At 64.8% G+C, this 12,725-nt stretch carries 14 protein-coding genes; 6 read left to right on the top strand and 8 right to left on the bottom strand.

The genetic code is table 11. The features are described 5' to 3' along the window. Positions 1 to 83 precede the first annotated feature (83 nt). Both EAO80_RS06530 and EAO80_RS06525 read right to left on the bottom strand, forming a co-directional pair. Positions 84 to 1,250, bottom strand: a complete 1,167-nt coding sequence (locus EAO80_RS06530) for a thiolase domain-containing protein (protein WP_122089124.1) — start codon at positions 1,248 to 1,250, stop codon at positions 84 to 86. 49 nt (positions 1,251 to 1,299) lie between these two features. After that, positions 1,300 to 1,563, bottom strand: coding sequence for a DUF7111 family protein (locus EAO80_RS06525; protein ID WP_122089123.1), 264 nt, complete (start codon positions 1,561 to 1,563; stop codon positions 1,300 to 1,302). Positions 1,564 to 1,644: 81 nt separating this feature from the next. Here EAO80_RS06525 and EAO80_RS06520 point away from each other — a divergent pair, with 81 nt between their 5' ends. After that, entirely contained in the window at positions 1,645 to 2,637 is a 993-nt protein-coding gene (locus EAO80_RS06520; protein ID WP_122089151.1) for an arsenic resistance protein, read from the top strand. A gap of 156 nt (positions 2,638 to 2,793) precedes the next feature. On the opposite strand, the gene EAO80_RS06510 is transcribed toward EAO80_RS06520, so the two are convergent. After that, a complete protein-coding gene (locus EAO80_RS06510; protein ID WP_122089122.1) occupies positions 2,794 to 3,936 on the bottom strand; it encodes an acyl-CoA dehydrogenase in 1,143 nt (380 codons plus the stop codon). Positions 3,937 to 4,164: 228 nt separating this feature from the next. On the opposite strand from EAO80_RS06510, the gene EAO80_RS06505 reads away from it, so the two are divergent. After that, positions 4,165 to 5,289: a squalene/phytoene synthase family protein gene (locus EAO80_RS06505; RefSeq protein WP_122089121.1), complete on the top strand. Its 1,125-nt coding sequence runs from the start codon at positions 4,165 to 4,167 to the stop codon at positions 5,287 to 5,289. On the opposite strand, the gene EAO80_RS06500 is transcribed toward EAO80_RS06505, so the two are convergent. Together EAO80_RS06500 and EAO80_RS06495 are read right to left on the bottom strand one after the other, a co-directional pair. Beyond that, positions 5,280 to 5,549 carry a hypothetical protein gene (locus EAO80_RS06500; protein ID WP_122089120.1) on the bottom strand — a complete coding sequence of 90 codons (270 nt, stop codon included), beginning with the start codon at positions 5,547 to 5,549 and terminating at the stop codon, positions 5,280 to 5,282. The genes EAO80_RS06505 and EAO80_RS06500 overlap by 10 nt on opposite strands. Then, positions 5,546 to 6,403 (bottom strand): 3-hydroxyacyl-CoA dehydrogenase family protein, encoded by an 858-nt coding sequence (locus EAO80_RS06495; protein ID WP_122089119.1) that lies wholly within the window; start codon positions 6,401 to 6,403, stop codon positions 5,546 to 5,548. The genes EAO80_RS06500 and EAO80_RS06495 overlap by 4 nt, the downstream gene beginning before the upstream one ends. 181 nt (positions 6,404 to 6,584) lie before the next feature. Between EAO80_RS06495 and EAO80_RS06490 the strand changes: the two genes are divergently transcribed. Both EAO80_RS06490 and EAO80_RS06485 read left to right on the top strand, forming a co-directional pair. Next, positions 6,585 to 7,400, top strand: coding sequence for a class I fructose-bisphosphate aldolase (locus EAO80_RS06490; protein WP_122089118.1), 816 nt, complete (start codon positions 6,585 to 6,587; stop codon positions 7,398 to 7,400). After that, a complete protein-coding gene (locus tag EAO80_RS06485) occupies positions 7,400 to 8,257 on the top strand; it encodes a class 1 fructose-bisphosphatase (RefSeq protein ID WP_122089117.1) in 858 nt (285 codons plus the stop codon). Before EAO80_RS06490 ends, EAO80_RS06485 begins: the two co-directional genes overlap by 1 nt. Positions 8,258 to 8,604: 347 nt before the next feature. Here EAO80_RS06485 and EAO80_RS06475 read toward each other — a convergent pair whose 3' ends face one another. Further along, positions 8,605 to 9,696: a baeRF10 domain-containing protein gene (locus EAO80_RS06475; protein WP_122089116.1), complete on the bottom strand. Its 1,092-nt coding sequence runs from the start codon at positions 9,694 to 9,696 to the stop codon at positions 8,605 to 8,607. Between the two features lie 66 nt (positions 9,697 to 9,762). Then, positions 9,763 to 9,963 carry a hypothetical protein gene (locus EAO80_RS06470; protein ID WP_122089115.1) on the bottom strand — a complete coding sequence of 67 codons (201 nt, stop codon included), beginning with the start codon at positions 9,961 to 9,963 and terminating at the stop codon, positions 9,763 to 9,765. 118 nt (positions 9,964 to 10,081) lie between these two features. Here EAO80_RS06470 and EAO80_RS06465 point away from each other — a divergent pair, with 118 nt between their 5' ends. Continuing rightward, positions 10,082 to 11,779 carry an acyl-CoA carboxylase subunit beta gene (locus EAO80_RS06465; protein ID WP_122089114.1) on the top strand — a complete coding sequence of 566 codons (1,698 nt, stop codon included), beginning with the start codon at positions 10,082 to 10,084 and terminating at the stop codon, positions 11,777 to 11,779. Positions 11,780 to 11,919: 140 nt separating this feature from the next. Continuing rightward, on the top strand, positions 11,920 to 12,252 hold the full coding sequence (locus EAO80_RS06460) for a DUF5658 family protein (RefSeq protein ID WP_122089113.1): 333 nt from the start codon (positions 11,920 to 11,922) through the stop codon (positions 12,250 to 12,252). Here EAO80_RS06460 and EAO80_RS06455 read toward each other — a convergent pair. Beyond that, positions 12,249 to 12,698, bottom strand: a complete 450-nt coding sequence (locus EAO80_RS06455; protein WP_122089112.1) for a MaoC family dehydratase — start codon at positions 12,696 to 12,698, stop codon at positions 12,249 to 12,251. The two genes, EAO80_RS06460 and EAO80_RS06455, sit on opposite strands and share 4 nt — an antisense overlap. Positions 12,699 to 12,725: the final 27 nt, after the last annotated feature.

The raw sequence follows: 12,725 nt of genomic DNA, 5'->3' as shown, positions 1-12,725 counted from the left end.
GCGTAATCGCGCCAGTCGCCCGTTACACTCGCTCGCGGACGTGGTCCGATCGCGTTCCCGAGGCGCGTGGCGCCTCGCTTCGCTCATGGCGCGACCTCCAAGACGTGAACCGTCGTACTCGCGACGGTGCCGCCGGCGTTATGCGCGAGGCCGATGCGGGCGTCGGGAACGGCGTCGCTGTTGACGTGCTCACCCGCCAGCAGCCTCGAGAGCTCGATGATCTGGCTCGTCCCGGTCGCCCCCACGGGATGGCCCTTCGCCTTCAAGCCCCCGGAGAGGTTGATCGGGATCCGCCCCTCTCTCGTCGTCTCGCCCGCGCGGGCCGCCCCGATCCCCTCTCCGTGTTCGAAGAAGCCGAGCGACTCGACCGCGAGCACCTCGGCGATCGTGAAGCAGTCGTGGACCTCCGCGACTTCGACCTCCTCGGGGCCGATTCCGGCATCCGCATACGCCTCCTCGGCGGCCGCGGTGGCCGCGGGCGTGCGCACGAGGTACTCGCGGTCCGCGAGCGCTATCCGATCGCTGCCCTGGCCCGTTCCCGTGATCGAAACGGGCGCGTCGATCCCCTCGCGTTCGGCGTACTCGTCGCTGACGAGCACCATCGCGCTCGCGCCGTCGGTGATCGGGCAGGCGTCGTAGAGCCCGAGCGGTTCAGCGACGGGTGGAGCCTCCAGAACGTCCTCGACGGTGATCGCACGCTGGTACTGGGCGTGTTCGTTCTCGAGGGCGTTCTCGTGGTTCTTCACCGCGATGTGGGCCAGGTCCTCCCGGTCGCCGCCGTACTCGTCGAAGTAGGCCTGGGCCATCAACGCGTACGCGCCGGGGAAGTTCATTCCCGCACGGATCTCGAACAGTTCGTCGGCGGCGATCGACAGCGCCTTGGTCGCGCCCGCGGTCCCGAGGTTGGTCATGCGTTCTGCCCCGCCGACGAGGATGGCGTCCGCCTCGCCGTTACGGACGTCCTTGACGGCCTCGCGCACCGCGACGCCGCTCGAGGCACACGCGCTCTCGAAGCGCGTTGCGGGCGCTCGGATCCCCGCCATCTCGGCCATTAGCGGGCCCTGATGGCCCTGGTCCTCCGCCAGTTCGCCCATGAAGTTCCCGTAGAAGAGCGCCTCGATCGAGTCGCGGTCGATACCCGACTGCTCGATGGCCTCGCCGCTGGCCTCCGCGAAGAGGTCCCGCCCCGTGCGCTCGGGGAACTGCCCGAAGTGGGTGTGTCCCGTGCCAGCGATTCGTACACCTGTCATGGTCACTCGTAGACGATAGGCGGATAAAGGGCTGCCGAATGTGGACGAATCACAGTCCCATGTCCGACGCCGGATCGGGCACCGGGAGGGCAGCAGGTCGCACCCCGAGCCGTTCGGCGGCGTGATCCAGCGCCATGTCGAAGCCGTAGTAGCGCTCCAGTTCGTCGCCGCCCTCGCGTACCATCAGCATGGCGTAGCCCTCGCGGTTCTGTGCGATCTCGATGACTCGCCCCTCGCGCTCGAACTCGAGGACGCGCTCGGTGTCGGTCTCGCGGTAGTCGACGGTGATTTCGTCAGTGTCCGTCTCGGTCATACCCTCCGTTCGCGGGACGGGAAGGCCAACCTGTCGGTCGTGACCCGCGTCGTTATCGGCGTCAAGGACGAACCGGGGGTAGTGGACCTCCTCGAGAAGTACCAGACGGTCCTCGTGATCCTGGCCGTCCTCGGCGGGCTCGCCGCCGGGCAGGTTCCGGGCGTGTCGTCGGTGGCGGAGTCGCTGATCCTCGTCTTCTTGATGATGATGCTCTTCGGTGCGTTCGCACGGGTTCCGTTGTCGAGGCTTACGGACGCGTTTCGCAACCGGCGGGTCGTCGGCACGAGCCTCGCGATCAACTTCGTCTGGAACCCGATCTTCGCCGTGCTCCTCGGTGCGCTCTTCCTCCGGGACCAGCCGGCGCTGTGGGTCGGGCTGCTCATGCTCATGGTGACGCCGTGTACCGACTGGTACCTCGTCTTTACCGACATCGCTGGCGGGGACGTGTCGCTCGCGACCTCGCTGCTTCCCTACAACCTCGTCCTCCAGCTCCTGCTTCTGCCCGTCTACCTCTACGTCTTCGCGGGCACCCTCGTCTCGCTCCCGCTCGACCTCCTCGTCGAAAGCGTCCTGCTCGTGCTCGTCGTGCCGCTGGCCGCCGCGACGCTCGCTCGGCGCGGCGCGATCCGAACTCGCGGGGAGGAGTGGTTCGACCGGACCGTGGCCTCGCGGCTGGCCCCGGTCCAGATCGTCTTCCTCTGTCTCGCGATCGCCGCCATGTTCGCCTCACAGGGAGGGATCGTCCTCGAAGAGCCGGGCGTGCTCGCGCTGATCGCCGTCCCCGTGTTGGTCTTCTATGCAGTCAACTTCCTGCTCGGGCTGGGGATCGGCCGCGTCCTCGAGTTCTCCTATGAGGAGGTCGCATGTCTCGACTGTACGATCCTCTCGCGCAACTCCCCGACGGCGCTCGCCATCGCGGTGGTCGCCTTTCCCCACGAGCCGCTGATCCCGCTCGCGCTCGTCATCGGCCCGCTGCTCGAACTCCCCCTGTTGAGCGTCGTCTCACGGCTCCTGCTCGCGATCCGTGACCGGGGCCTGTGGCCGGGGTCGGGACGGCCGACGAACACGGACTGAGTATCGGCCGAAAGCGCTATCGGGCGGGCCGCGACGAACGAATCACTCTCATTTGATGTGGGGATACCGGTCGAATTCGTTGAGTACGCAGTCGAGTCCGACGGGACGTCGGAACGGCACGACACGGGATTCGTTGAGCGGAATCAGGTCGTCAGGTCAGTCTAACACCTTGTCGCCGATCGTGTTCCGGAGGATCTCGCTTGTGCCCTCGTAGATCTCGTTGAGTTTGGCGTCCCGGTAGTAGCGCTCGACGTCGAAATCCGTGGTGTAGCCGTACCCGCCGTGGATCTGGATCGCCTCGTTTGCGACCTCTCTGCTTATCTCGCTCGAATAGAGCTTCGCCTGTGCGGCCTCCTTGATGTAGTCCTCGCCGCGGATCTTCTTATCGGCCGCCCGGTGCATGAGCAGGCGCGCGGCGCTGAGCTTGGTGTCCATGTCCGCGAGCTTGTGTTTGATCGTCTGGAACTCGCCGATGGATTGGCCGAACTGCTCGCGCTCGTTCGCGTACTCGCGGGCGTCGTCCAGCGCGGCCTGTGCGAGACCGACCCCGCGGGCCGCGATGGTGATCCGCCCGCCGTTCAAGGTCTTTAGGGCCTGCACGAACCCCTCGCCCTCCTCGCCGATCCGTCGGGTCTCGGGGAGCCGCATCCCGTCGAATCGGAGCTCCGCGGTCGGACAGCCCTTGTCGCCGAGTTTGTGCTCCGTGCCCTCGACGTCAAAGCCCTCGTCCTCCTCGGGCCGGACGATGAACGAGGAGATCCCCTTGTTGCCGGCCTCGGGGTCGGTCTTCGCGAAGAGGGTGACGGTGTCGGCGACCGACCCGTTGGAGATCCAGAGCTTCCCGCCGTCGATGACGTACTCCTCGCCGTCCTTTCGAGCAGTCGTCTCCATTGCGGGCACGTCGCTTCCCGCGCCGGCCTCCGAGAGCGCGAACGCGCCTATCTCCCGTCCCTCCGCGAGCGGCGTCAGGTACGTCCCCTTCTGGTCCTCGTTGCCGAACTCGTAGAGCATGTTGCCCGCGAGCGAGACGTGGGCGGCGACGACGGTGCCGAGCCCGCCCGACCCCCGGGCGATCTCCGCGAGGCCGATCGCATACGAGTGATAATCGAGGCCCGCACCGCCGTACTCCTCGGGAAACGGCATCCCCATCAGCCCCAACTCGCCCATCTCACGGACAAGATCTTGGGGGAACTCGTCGGTCTCGTCGATCTCGCTCGCGCGCGGTTTGATCTCCTCGTCGACGAACTCTGCGACCATTCCGTGGATCTGTTTCTGTTCGGCGGAGAGACTGAAATCCATACCACCGATCTTCCCGGTTGATGCTTTAGGTTTCGGGTTCGATTTCGGATACGCCGGTCGTGGGGCGTCTCCGTCCGAAGGGCGAGTGTGCGAAGGTACATCGAACCGGATTCCGGACGGCCGACTGTCCTATCCTGTCCTCGTGAAAGCGACAGTCTACCGCTTTTAACGGTCGAGGCCGGGTCCTGTGGGTTTTTTTACCTCCGACCCATAGGAACCCCAACGGTCATGTCTGGATCTCCCCGGAACTCGTTGCCCGAAGCGACTGCCGACCTCGAATGGTGTCACGAGGCGGTCGATGGCGTCTCACGGACGTTCGCGCTGACGATCGACGTCCTAGAGGAGCCCATGTCGTCGTACATCTGCGTGGGCTACTTGCTCTGTCGAATCGCCGATACCATTGAGGACGCCCGCCACATCCCGCCGGAGACCCAATCGACGCTGCTTCGGACCTACTACGCGGTCCTCGACCCGACGGACCCGACCGGGATCGAGGCCTTTTCCGACGACGTCGCCGAGTGGATCCCCGAGGACGGGGATGGGGGTCGAACCGCTGACTGGGAGGTCGTCTCGCAGGCCCCTCGCGTCGTCCAGACGTTCGAACGCCAGTCCGAGGGCGTCAAGGAGGCCATTCGTCCGCCCGTTCTCGAACTGATCTCCGGGATGGCGCTGTTCGTCGAACGCTACAGCGACCGGGGCGGGCTCCGACTCCAGACCCGTGAGGAACTCGAAGAGTACTGTTACTACGCCGCCGGAACCGTGGGAATCCTCATCACGAACCTCATCTGTCGGGATCGCACCGGCGAGCCGAGCCCCGGGGTCGCCGCCAGAGCCGACGGAAGCGTTTCGAGCGCTGACCAAGTCGACCCGGCCGTCGAGCGAACTCTCTACGAGAACGCGGAGCAGTTCGGTCTCCTGCTCCAACTGGTGAACATCTCGAAGGACGTCTACACGGACCGCCGGGAGGAGGACAACGTCTATCTCCCCGCCGTATGGCTCGACTCCGAGGGCGTTCCGGAGGACCGACTGCTCGCCGACGCGGCGGCCGCGCCGGTCGTTCGGCGCACCGCCGACCACGCACGGACGTATCTCGACGATGCCCAGCGCTATCTCGAAACCCTCCCCGAAATCGACGGCAACCGGCTCGCGGCGTGGGCGATCCCCTACCTGCTCGCGGTCGCGACCCTCCGGGAGCTTTCGGCCCGTCCGGAGGACGCTCTCTCGGAGGTGGGCGTGAAGATCGCCCGGGGAGAAGTCTACGCCATCGTCGAGCGGATGGTCGACGAGACGGACGCCGCCGTCGTCGGCGACCTGCGGACGACGATCGCGGAACGCCCGTTCGATCAGGTCTGAGCCAGCCGCTCGGCCAACCCTTTCGCCCGCTCGACGTGTTCGTCTGCCCGATCGTTGTTCGTTCTTTCGACCTCCGAGAGCAGGCGGACGACGTCTCTCGCCCCCTTGTGGCGCGCGTCTCCGGACACGTCGCGGATCGCCTCCGCGACCGCCTGGGCCTCGCCGAGCCACCGGTTCGCCTTCCGATCGATCGGGAGGTCCTCGGTCGCTTCGAGTTCGCGATACAGCGCTTCGGCCAGTTCCTCGCTCTCGTCGCTCACTTGTACTCGTAAAAGCCCGTCCCCGTTTTCTTGCCCAGGTCGCCCGCCTCGACCTTTCGCTTCAGCAGGTAGGCGGGTTTGTACCGGTCACCGAGCTCCTCGGAGAGCGTCTCGCTGGCATCGAGACAGATGTCGAGGCCGATGTGGTCCGCGAGCGTCAGCGGGCCCATCGGGACGTTCGTTCCCAGCTCCATCCCCGCGTCGATGTCCTCCTTCGAGGCGACGCCCTCGTCGAACGCACGGATTCCCTCGTTGATCCACGGCATCAGGATCCGGTTGGTGACGAAGCCGGGCTTGTCGTCCGACTCCCACGTCGTCTTCCCGAGGTCTTCGGCGAACGCGTGGGCCAGTTCGACCGTCTCATCGCCGGTCTTCTCGCCGACGACGACTTCGACACCCTCCATGATCGGGACGGGGTTCATGAAGTGAAGACCGATCACCCGGTCCTCGCGCTCGGTCGCGTTCGCGATCGTCGTGATCGAGAGTGTGCTAGTGTTGGTCGCGAGCACGGCGTTCTCGTCGGTGACGTCCTCCAAGTCCGCGAAGATGTCCCGTTTGATCCCCATTTTCTCGACGGCGGCCTCGATCACGAGATCGCAGTCCGCGAGATCAGTGAGATCGGTCGTTCCGGTGATCCGGTTTTTGACCCCTTTTACGTCCTCAGCACTCAGTCGATCCTTCGAGACGAACCTGGAGAGGCTGTCGTCGATCGCTTCCAACCCGTTCTCAACGAACTCCTCTTCGATGTCGCGCATCACCACGTCGTAGCCGCTCGCCGCACAGACCTGGGCGATGCCGTTTCCCATCGTCCCCGCGCCGACGACGCCGACCTTCCCGATCGAATCGAGGTTCATACGCGACGTTCATCAGGAACGGTCCTAAACGTGCCGGACGAAATTTACTATTCTAGTAGCTAGTTATTTTCCTCATCTGGTCGTCGTCCGGGTTACAGCCCTCCTACTCGCCTGATAGGATACTGATACCACGAACGCACGGCAGTAGATTCTTATAGCAGGTAACTGAACCCTGAAACAGATGCTCCCGCTAACCGATTCCCCGATCGTCCGCGACGGGAAGGCACTGATCCTCGCGTACGACCACGGGCTCGAACACGGCCCCGTGGACTTCGAGCCGGTTCCGGAAACGATGGACCCCGAGCGCGTGTTCGAGGCTGCCACCCACGACGCGGTCACCGCCGTTGCGGTCCAGAAAGGCATCGCCGAGACGTACTACCCCTCCTACGAGGACGACGTAAATCTCCTCTTGAAGGTCAACGGCACCTCGAACCTCTGGATGGGCGAGTACGACTCGGCGGTCAACTGCACGCCCGAATACGCCGCCGAATTGGGTGCGGACGCGGTCGGCTTCACCCTCTACGGTGGTTCGAACCACGAGGTCGAGATGGCCGAGGAGTTCCGCGACGTCCAAGAAACCGCCCGCGACGAGGGCATGGCCGTCGTCATGTGGTCGTACCCGCGCGGGCAGGGGCTGAAAAACGACACCAAGCCCGACGTGATCTCGTATGCCACCCGGCTGGGGCTGGAACTCGGCGCGGACATCACGAAGGTGAAATATCCCGGCTCCTCCGAGGCGATGGAACACGCCTGTGCGATGGCAGGAAAGAGCAAGGTCGTGATGTCCGGCGGGTCGAAAGCGAGCGACAGGGAGTTTCTCGAGACCGTCGAGAGCGCGATCTCCGCCGGGGCCTCGGGGCTCGCCGTCGGTCGGAACGTCTTCCAGCGCGAGAACCCAACGGCACTGCTCGATGGACTCGAACAGGTGATATTTGAGGAGGCGAGCGCCGCCGACGCGCTCGCGGCAACCGAAACGGCCGCCCCCTCCGACGACTGATGGGGGATCACTCGGACACCGTTGAGGCTGTCTTCGAGGCCGTCGCACGCACCGCCCCCGAGATCCGCGCCGCCCTCCCCGGACGGCGGGCCGAAACCGCCGGAAAGAACCCCAGCGGCGAGCTCAGACTCGCCGCCGACGACTACGCCGACGATCTCCTTGAGGAGCGTCTGGGCGCGATCGACGGGGTCGGACAGTACGCGAGCGAGGAGACCGCGGAGGCGGTCGATACGGGGGACGGTCTCTCGGTCGCGGTGGACCCGCTCGACGGCTCCTCGAACCTCAAGCCGAACAACACGATGGGGACCATCGTCGGGGTCTACGACGCCCCGCTTCCCGCCGCCGGGCGCGACCTCGTCGGGGCGACCTATGTCCTGTATGGCCCGATCACCACGATGGCGGCCGCCGCCGAGGGTGAGGTCACCGAGTACGTCGTGACCGACGGCGAGCGCGAATCCGTCCGTGCGGATCTCTCCCTGCCCGACGATCCCGCCGTCTACGGGTTTGGTGGCCGAGTTCCCGATTGGACCGACGACTTTTCGAGCTTCGTCGAGAGGATCGAGAGCGACGAGAGTCTCAGACTTCGCTACGGGGGTTCGATGATCGGCGACGTCAATCAGGTACTCACCTACGGCGGAATCTTCGCGTATCCCGCTCTGGAGTCAGCCCCCGAGGGAAAACTCCGCCTCCAGTTCGAGGGCAATCCAGTGGGGTATATCGTCGAGACCGCCGGCGGACGTTCCTCGGACGGCGAGCGCTCGATCCTCGATATCGACCCCGACGAACTCCACGGGCGCGTACCCGTCTACGTCGGCTCGACCGAACTGATCGACCGACTGGAAGACACGCTGAACTGATCCCCGACCGACGAACCTCCCAGCGCCCGCCGAAAACGGTCCCGTAAGTGCGCCCGAAACGAACAGGTCAGAGAGGATCTATTGTTCGAGCGATGTCCGCGCTTCGATCCGCCCTTTTCGAGTGGAATCCGAGCCGAGTACGGAGGGTCGCCATCAGTGCCCTCGCCGTGTAGCTCTCGTTACGTGTTACTGACGGGTTCGTACTGGGACTCGATGTGACTCTCGTACTGCTAATGGTGCTCGATGCTCCGTGGTGGCTATACGGCCGCTGCGTCGGACGATCCGACGGCGGATAGTCCCACCATCGAACCGCCGGTTCGGTGTCATTCGCCGGACACGGAGGCGGCCTATTCGATCTCGAAACGCAACAGCGCGCCGTAGCCGCCGAACGCCTGCTCGAACTGCTCTCCACGCTCGATCTCCATGGGGATGACCACGTGATCGGCCTCGATCTCCTCGGCGCGTTCGGCGAGTTCGCTCGCCTCCTCGACGGGGACCGACTCCGAGAGCAGCAGCGTCTCGACGGCGTCGTATGTGAGTGCCTCGTCGACGTCCTCGCGTCCGTAAACGGCCTCCTCGCCGTCGTCGACCGCGTCGAAGAAGCGATCGAGCGCCTCGCGGGCGGGTCGGTCCTCGGCGTCGGTCAGCTCCGACTCGGCGCGATCGACGAGCTGTCTGAGTCCCTGTTCGGAGGCGTACTCGACGGTGTAGGTGCCGGCGAGTCGGTCACGAAGCCGGTGGTCGAGGCGGTCGTCGCCGGTGAACTCCTCGACCGTGATCTCGGTCCCGCCAACGAGGAGTTCGTCGACGGGGTCCTCACCGAGGAAGGCCCGTTCTGCCGCGTCGGCCACGTCGTCGAAAAAGCCCTCCTTCCACTCGGTCTGTCGTCCCTCGAGGTCCCCACCCTCGACGCCTTCGGGCGCGTTGTCCTCCGTCGGGGTTTCGTCGGCGACCTCGTTTTCCAGCGTGTCGATCGGGACGACCTCCTCGCCTTCCAGTCGTCCGAGGGCCGCGCTGCCGCGCTCGACGACGAGCAGGCCGTAGGTCGCCGAGGGCTCGGTCATGCTTTCGAGGGGCTCGGTGTCGAACTCGTTCGACTGCTCGTAGACGAACGCCTCGATCGGGGCGGGCAGATCGTCGAAGACGTACTCCACCCGTTCCTCGTCGACGACGCCGACGTAGGCGACGAGTCCGTTCTCGGGAACGGTTTCGTACTCGCGCAGGATCCGTCGAAGCTCTTCGAGCGACTCCTCGACGTCGCTGTTCGTCGGCCCCGAATCGCCGTACTCGGACTGGGCGTGATCGCGTTCGATCCGGTTTCGAACCGCTTCGAGGTCCTCCTCGGGCGGGATCGCGACCGTGACGAGTGCCGTTCGATCAGCCGACGCCTCCTCTACCGTTGCCATCCGCTCGCGAAGATCGTATGTCGTGGCGCTCATCCTGTGATCGACTGTGAACGCCGACACCGCCTAAACGTTGTTCTTGCACCTGCTATTCGGGAGGCACTACGCGGGCGGGTGGACGACGACCGCATCGAGCACGCCCGTGGCAGCGACGAGCGATGCGAGAACCAACACCGCCGGAAGGGAGACCGAAAGCACCGCCTGTGCGGCGAGGCCGACGGCGTACGCGCTTGGAATCAGCCCGAGAAGCAGGTCATGGCGCGAGACTCGCTCGTCGGTTCTTGTTGTGTTCTCGCCCACCATTGTAATTAGATCTAATTACAGTGAGTCACTAAAAGGTGGTGGCGATCCTCGGCGTGGGAACCCACGAGGACGAATCTTCAATGGAAAACGGTTTCAAATCACCCCGCACAAACGGGGTATGGACGTCCGGATCAGCGCGGGCGCGAGCGAGGAGGAGGCCTCCGCGATCGCCGCCGCGCTCGCAGCACACGTCGAACACGAGGTCGAGATCTACGTCGGCGACGACGAAGAACCGACCGCCATACGGGAGGCAACGGTCGAATACGAGGACGACCTCGGACCCACGGAACGCGAACGCCTCCTTTGTGAGGAGATCGCCGATATCGAGCGCGGCGGCCCCGAGAAGTACAAGGAGCGCCTCTCCGAACAGGGCAAACTGTTCGTTCGGGACCGGCTCGACCTGTGGTTCCCCGACGGACCCCTGTTCGAGGACGGGAGGTTCGCCGAGTTCGATTCCGAGGATCGACTGCCCGCCGACGGCCTGCTCACGGGAGCCGCCGAGTTCGAGGACCGAGAGGTCCACTTCATGGCCAACGACTTCACCGTGAAAGCCGGCAGCATGGCCGGCAAAGGTGTGGAGAAGTTCCTCCGGATGCAACAGCGCGCGCTGAAAAACGGGAAGCCAGTCCTCTATCTGATGGACTCCTCAGGGGGTCGAATCGACCAACAGCGTGGCTTCTTCGCCAACCGGGAGGGGATCGGGAAGTACTACTACAATCACTCGATGCTTTCGGGGCGAGTCCCCCAGATCTGCGTGCTGTACGGGCCCTGCATTGCGGGTGCGGCCTACACCCCCGTCTTTGCCGACTTTACCGTGATGGTCGAGGAGATGAGCGCGATGGCGATCGCGAGCCCACGAATGGTCCAAATGGTCACCGGCGAGGAGATCGACATGCAGGAGTTGGGTGGGCCGCGGGTCCACGCCGAACACTCCGGCAGCGCCGACCTCGTCGCGCGCGACGAGGAGCATGCGAGAGACCTCGTCGCCCAGCTAATCACCTACCTGCCCGATAAGGCCGGTGAGAAACCCCCACGAAGAGAAGCGAAGCCGCCGAAACGCTCACCAGAGGGGATCGACTCGGTCGTGCCTGAAGAACCTAATCGGGGCTACGACATGAGTGAGTTGATCGAGCGAGTCGTCGACCGGGGTTCGTATTTCGAGCTCAAACCCGATTACGGGGCGGAGATCATTACCGCCTACGCCCGGATCGACGGCCGTCCTGTGGGAATTATCGCCAACCAGCCGAACCACCGCGCGGGGGCGATCTTCCCCGACGCCGCCGAGAAGGCCGCCGAGTTCATCTGGAAGTCCGACGCCTACGAGGTTCCCCTGCTGTATCTCTGTGACACGCCGGGGTTCATGGCCGGCTCCGGAGTGGAAAAGGACGCCATCCTCGAGAAGGGAAAGAAGATGATCTACGCGACCTCCTCGGCGACGGTGCCCAAACAGTGCGTGGTGGTCAGGAAAGCCTACGGTGCGGGCATCTATGCGATGAGCGGGCCCGCATACGACCCCGAGAGCACGATCGCGCTTCCCTCCGGCGAGATCGCCATCATGGGACCGGAGGCCGCGATCAACGCCGTCTATCGCAACAAACTGGACGACATCGACGATCCCGAAGAGCGCGCCGAACGCGAGGCCGACCTGCGCGAGGAATACAGAGACGACATCGACGTCCACCGAATGGCCAGCGAGGTCGTGATCGACGATATCGTCCCGCCGAGCGACCTGCGCGAGGAGTTGGTCAACCGCTTTGCGTTCTACGAGGGGCTCGAAAAAGACCTCCCCGAGAAGAAACACGGGACGGTTCTCTGAGCCACCGATCATCTGTCGCTGTCACCCAGGGTGGGGAACCACCCGTCGGCGCGAGCCGGATCGGAAGGGACGTTTAGGGTCCCTCCCATCGGTCCCTAGGCGATCGATAACAATACCGACAGTTCACGCACGTGTAGTGGATGTCGACACACGAGGTGGGGATCTGGGAGGCGCTCGCCGAACACGAGACGGCGCTCTGGGGGGTCGTCCTCGCGTCGATGCTTGCGGACACCGTTCTCACGTATCACGGGATCGAGCGGGGGTTGATCGAGGGGAACCCGATCGCTCGGTTCGGATTGGAGCGGTTCGGGTACGTCGCGCTCGGCGCGCTCAAACTGTTCGCGCTCGGGGTCGGCTTTCTCGGTCGGAGCGTCCTCCCGGCGAGTTACGCCGCGGTCGTTCCGCTCGGGCTGGCGATTCCCTGGACCATCGCCTCGCTGATCAACGCGGCGCTGCTTCTCGCTGCGACCTAGTGCTCCCGCTTCAGCGAGAGGACGGTCCGCTCGAACTCACAGACCAGGTCGTCGTCCTGGTTGAACGCCTCGACGCGCATGGTGACAACGCCACGCTCCCCGTCACTGGTTTCGCGTTTCTCGGTCACGGTCGAGCGCGCGTGGATCGTATCGCCGTGAAACACCGGTGCAGGGTGTGAAACGTCGTCGTATGAGAGGTTCGCGACGATCGTTCCGTCGGTCGTCTCGGGGATCGAGAGCCCGACGGCGAGGCTCATCGTATACAACCCGTTGACGATGCGCTCGCCGAACTGACTCTCGGCGGCGAACGCCGAATCGAGGTGGAGGGGCTGCTGGTTCATCGTCATATCACAGAAGCGCTGGTTGTCCGCCTCGCTCACCGTGCGACGCTTCTCGTGTTCGATCGTCTCGCCCACCGTAACGTCCTCGTAGTACAGACCGGACATGCGTTCGGGATCGGTACGAACCCCGAA

It is taken from the genome of Halalkalicoccus subterraneus, from assembly GCF_003697815.1.
GTDB lineage: Archaea > Halobacteriota > Halobacteria > Halobacteriales > Halalkalicoccaceae > Halalkalicoccus > Halalkalicoccus subterraneus.
The sequence above is the reverse complement of the archived record's forward strand: the minus strand, read 5'-3'. Positions and strand labels throughout refer to the sequence as shown.

Excerpts from the sequence above, each read along its gene's own strand:
- EAO80_RS06490 (WP_122089118.1), top strand. The coding sequence starts at position 6,585 with ATGCTCCCGCTAACCGATTCCCCGATCGTCCGCGACGGGAAGGCACTG.
- EAO80_RS06510 (WP_122089122.1), bottom strand. The coding sequence starts at position 3,936 with ATGGATTTCAGTCTCTCCGCCGAACAGAAACAGATCCACGGAATGGTC.
- EAO80_RS06530 (WP_122089124.1), bottom strand. The coding sequence starts at position 1,250 with ATGACAGGTGTACGAATCGCTGGCACGGGACACACCCACTTCGGGCAG.
- EAO80_RS06505 (WP_122089121.1), top strand. The coding sequence starts at position 4,165 with ATGTCTGGATCTCCCCGGAACTCGTTGCCCGAAGCGACTGCCGACCTC.
- EAO80_RS06460 (WP_122089113.1), top strand. The coding sequence starts at position 11,920 with ATGTCGACACACGAGGTGGGGATCTGGGAGGCGCTCGCCGAACACGAG.
- EAO80_RS06475 (WP_122089116.1), bottom strand. The coding sequence starts at position 9,696 with ATGAGCGCCACGACATACGATCTTCGCGAGCGGATGGCAACGGTAGAG.
- EAO80_RS06485 (WP_122089117.1), top strand. The coding sequence starts at position 7,400 with ATGGGGGATCACTCGGACACCGTTGAGGCTGTCTTCGAGGCCGTCGCA.
- EAO80_RS06455 (WP_122089112.1), bottom strand. The coding sequence starts at position 12,698 with ATGTCCGGTCTGTACTACGAGGACGTTACGGTGGGCGAGACGATCGAA.
- EAO80_RS06465 (WP_122089114.1), top strand. The coding sequence starts at position 10,082 with ATGGACGTCCGGATCAGCGCGGGCGCGAGCGAGGAGGAGGCCTCCGCG.
- EAO80_RS06470 (WP_122089115.1), bottom strand. The coding sequence starts at position 9,963 with ATGGTGGGCGAGAACACAACAAGAACCGACGAGCGAGTCTCGCGCCAT.
- EAO80_RS06495 (WP_122089119.1), bottom strand. The coding sequence starts at position 6,403 with ATGAACCTCGATTCGATCGGGAAGGTCGGCGTCGTCGGCGCGGGGACG.
- EAO80_RS06525 (WP_122089123.1), bottom strand. The coding sequence starts at position 1,563 with ATGACCGAGACGGACACTGACGAAATCACCGTCGACTACCGCGAGACC.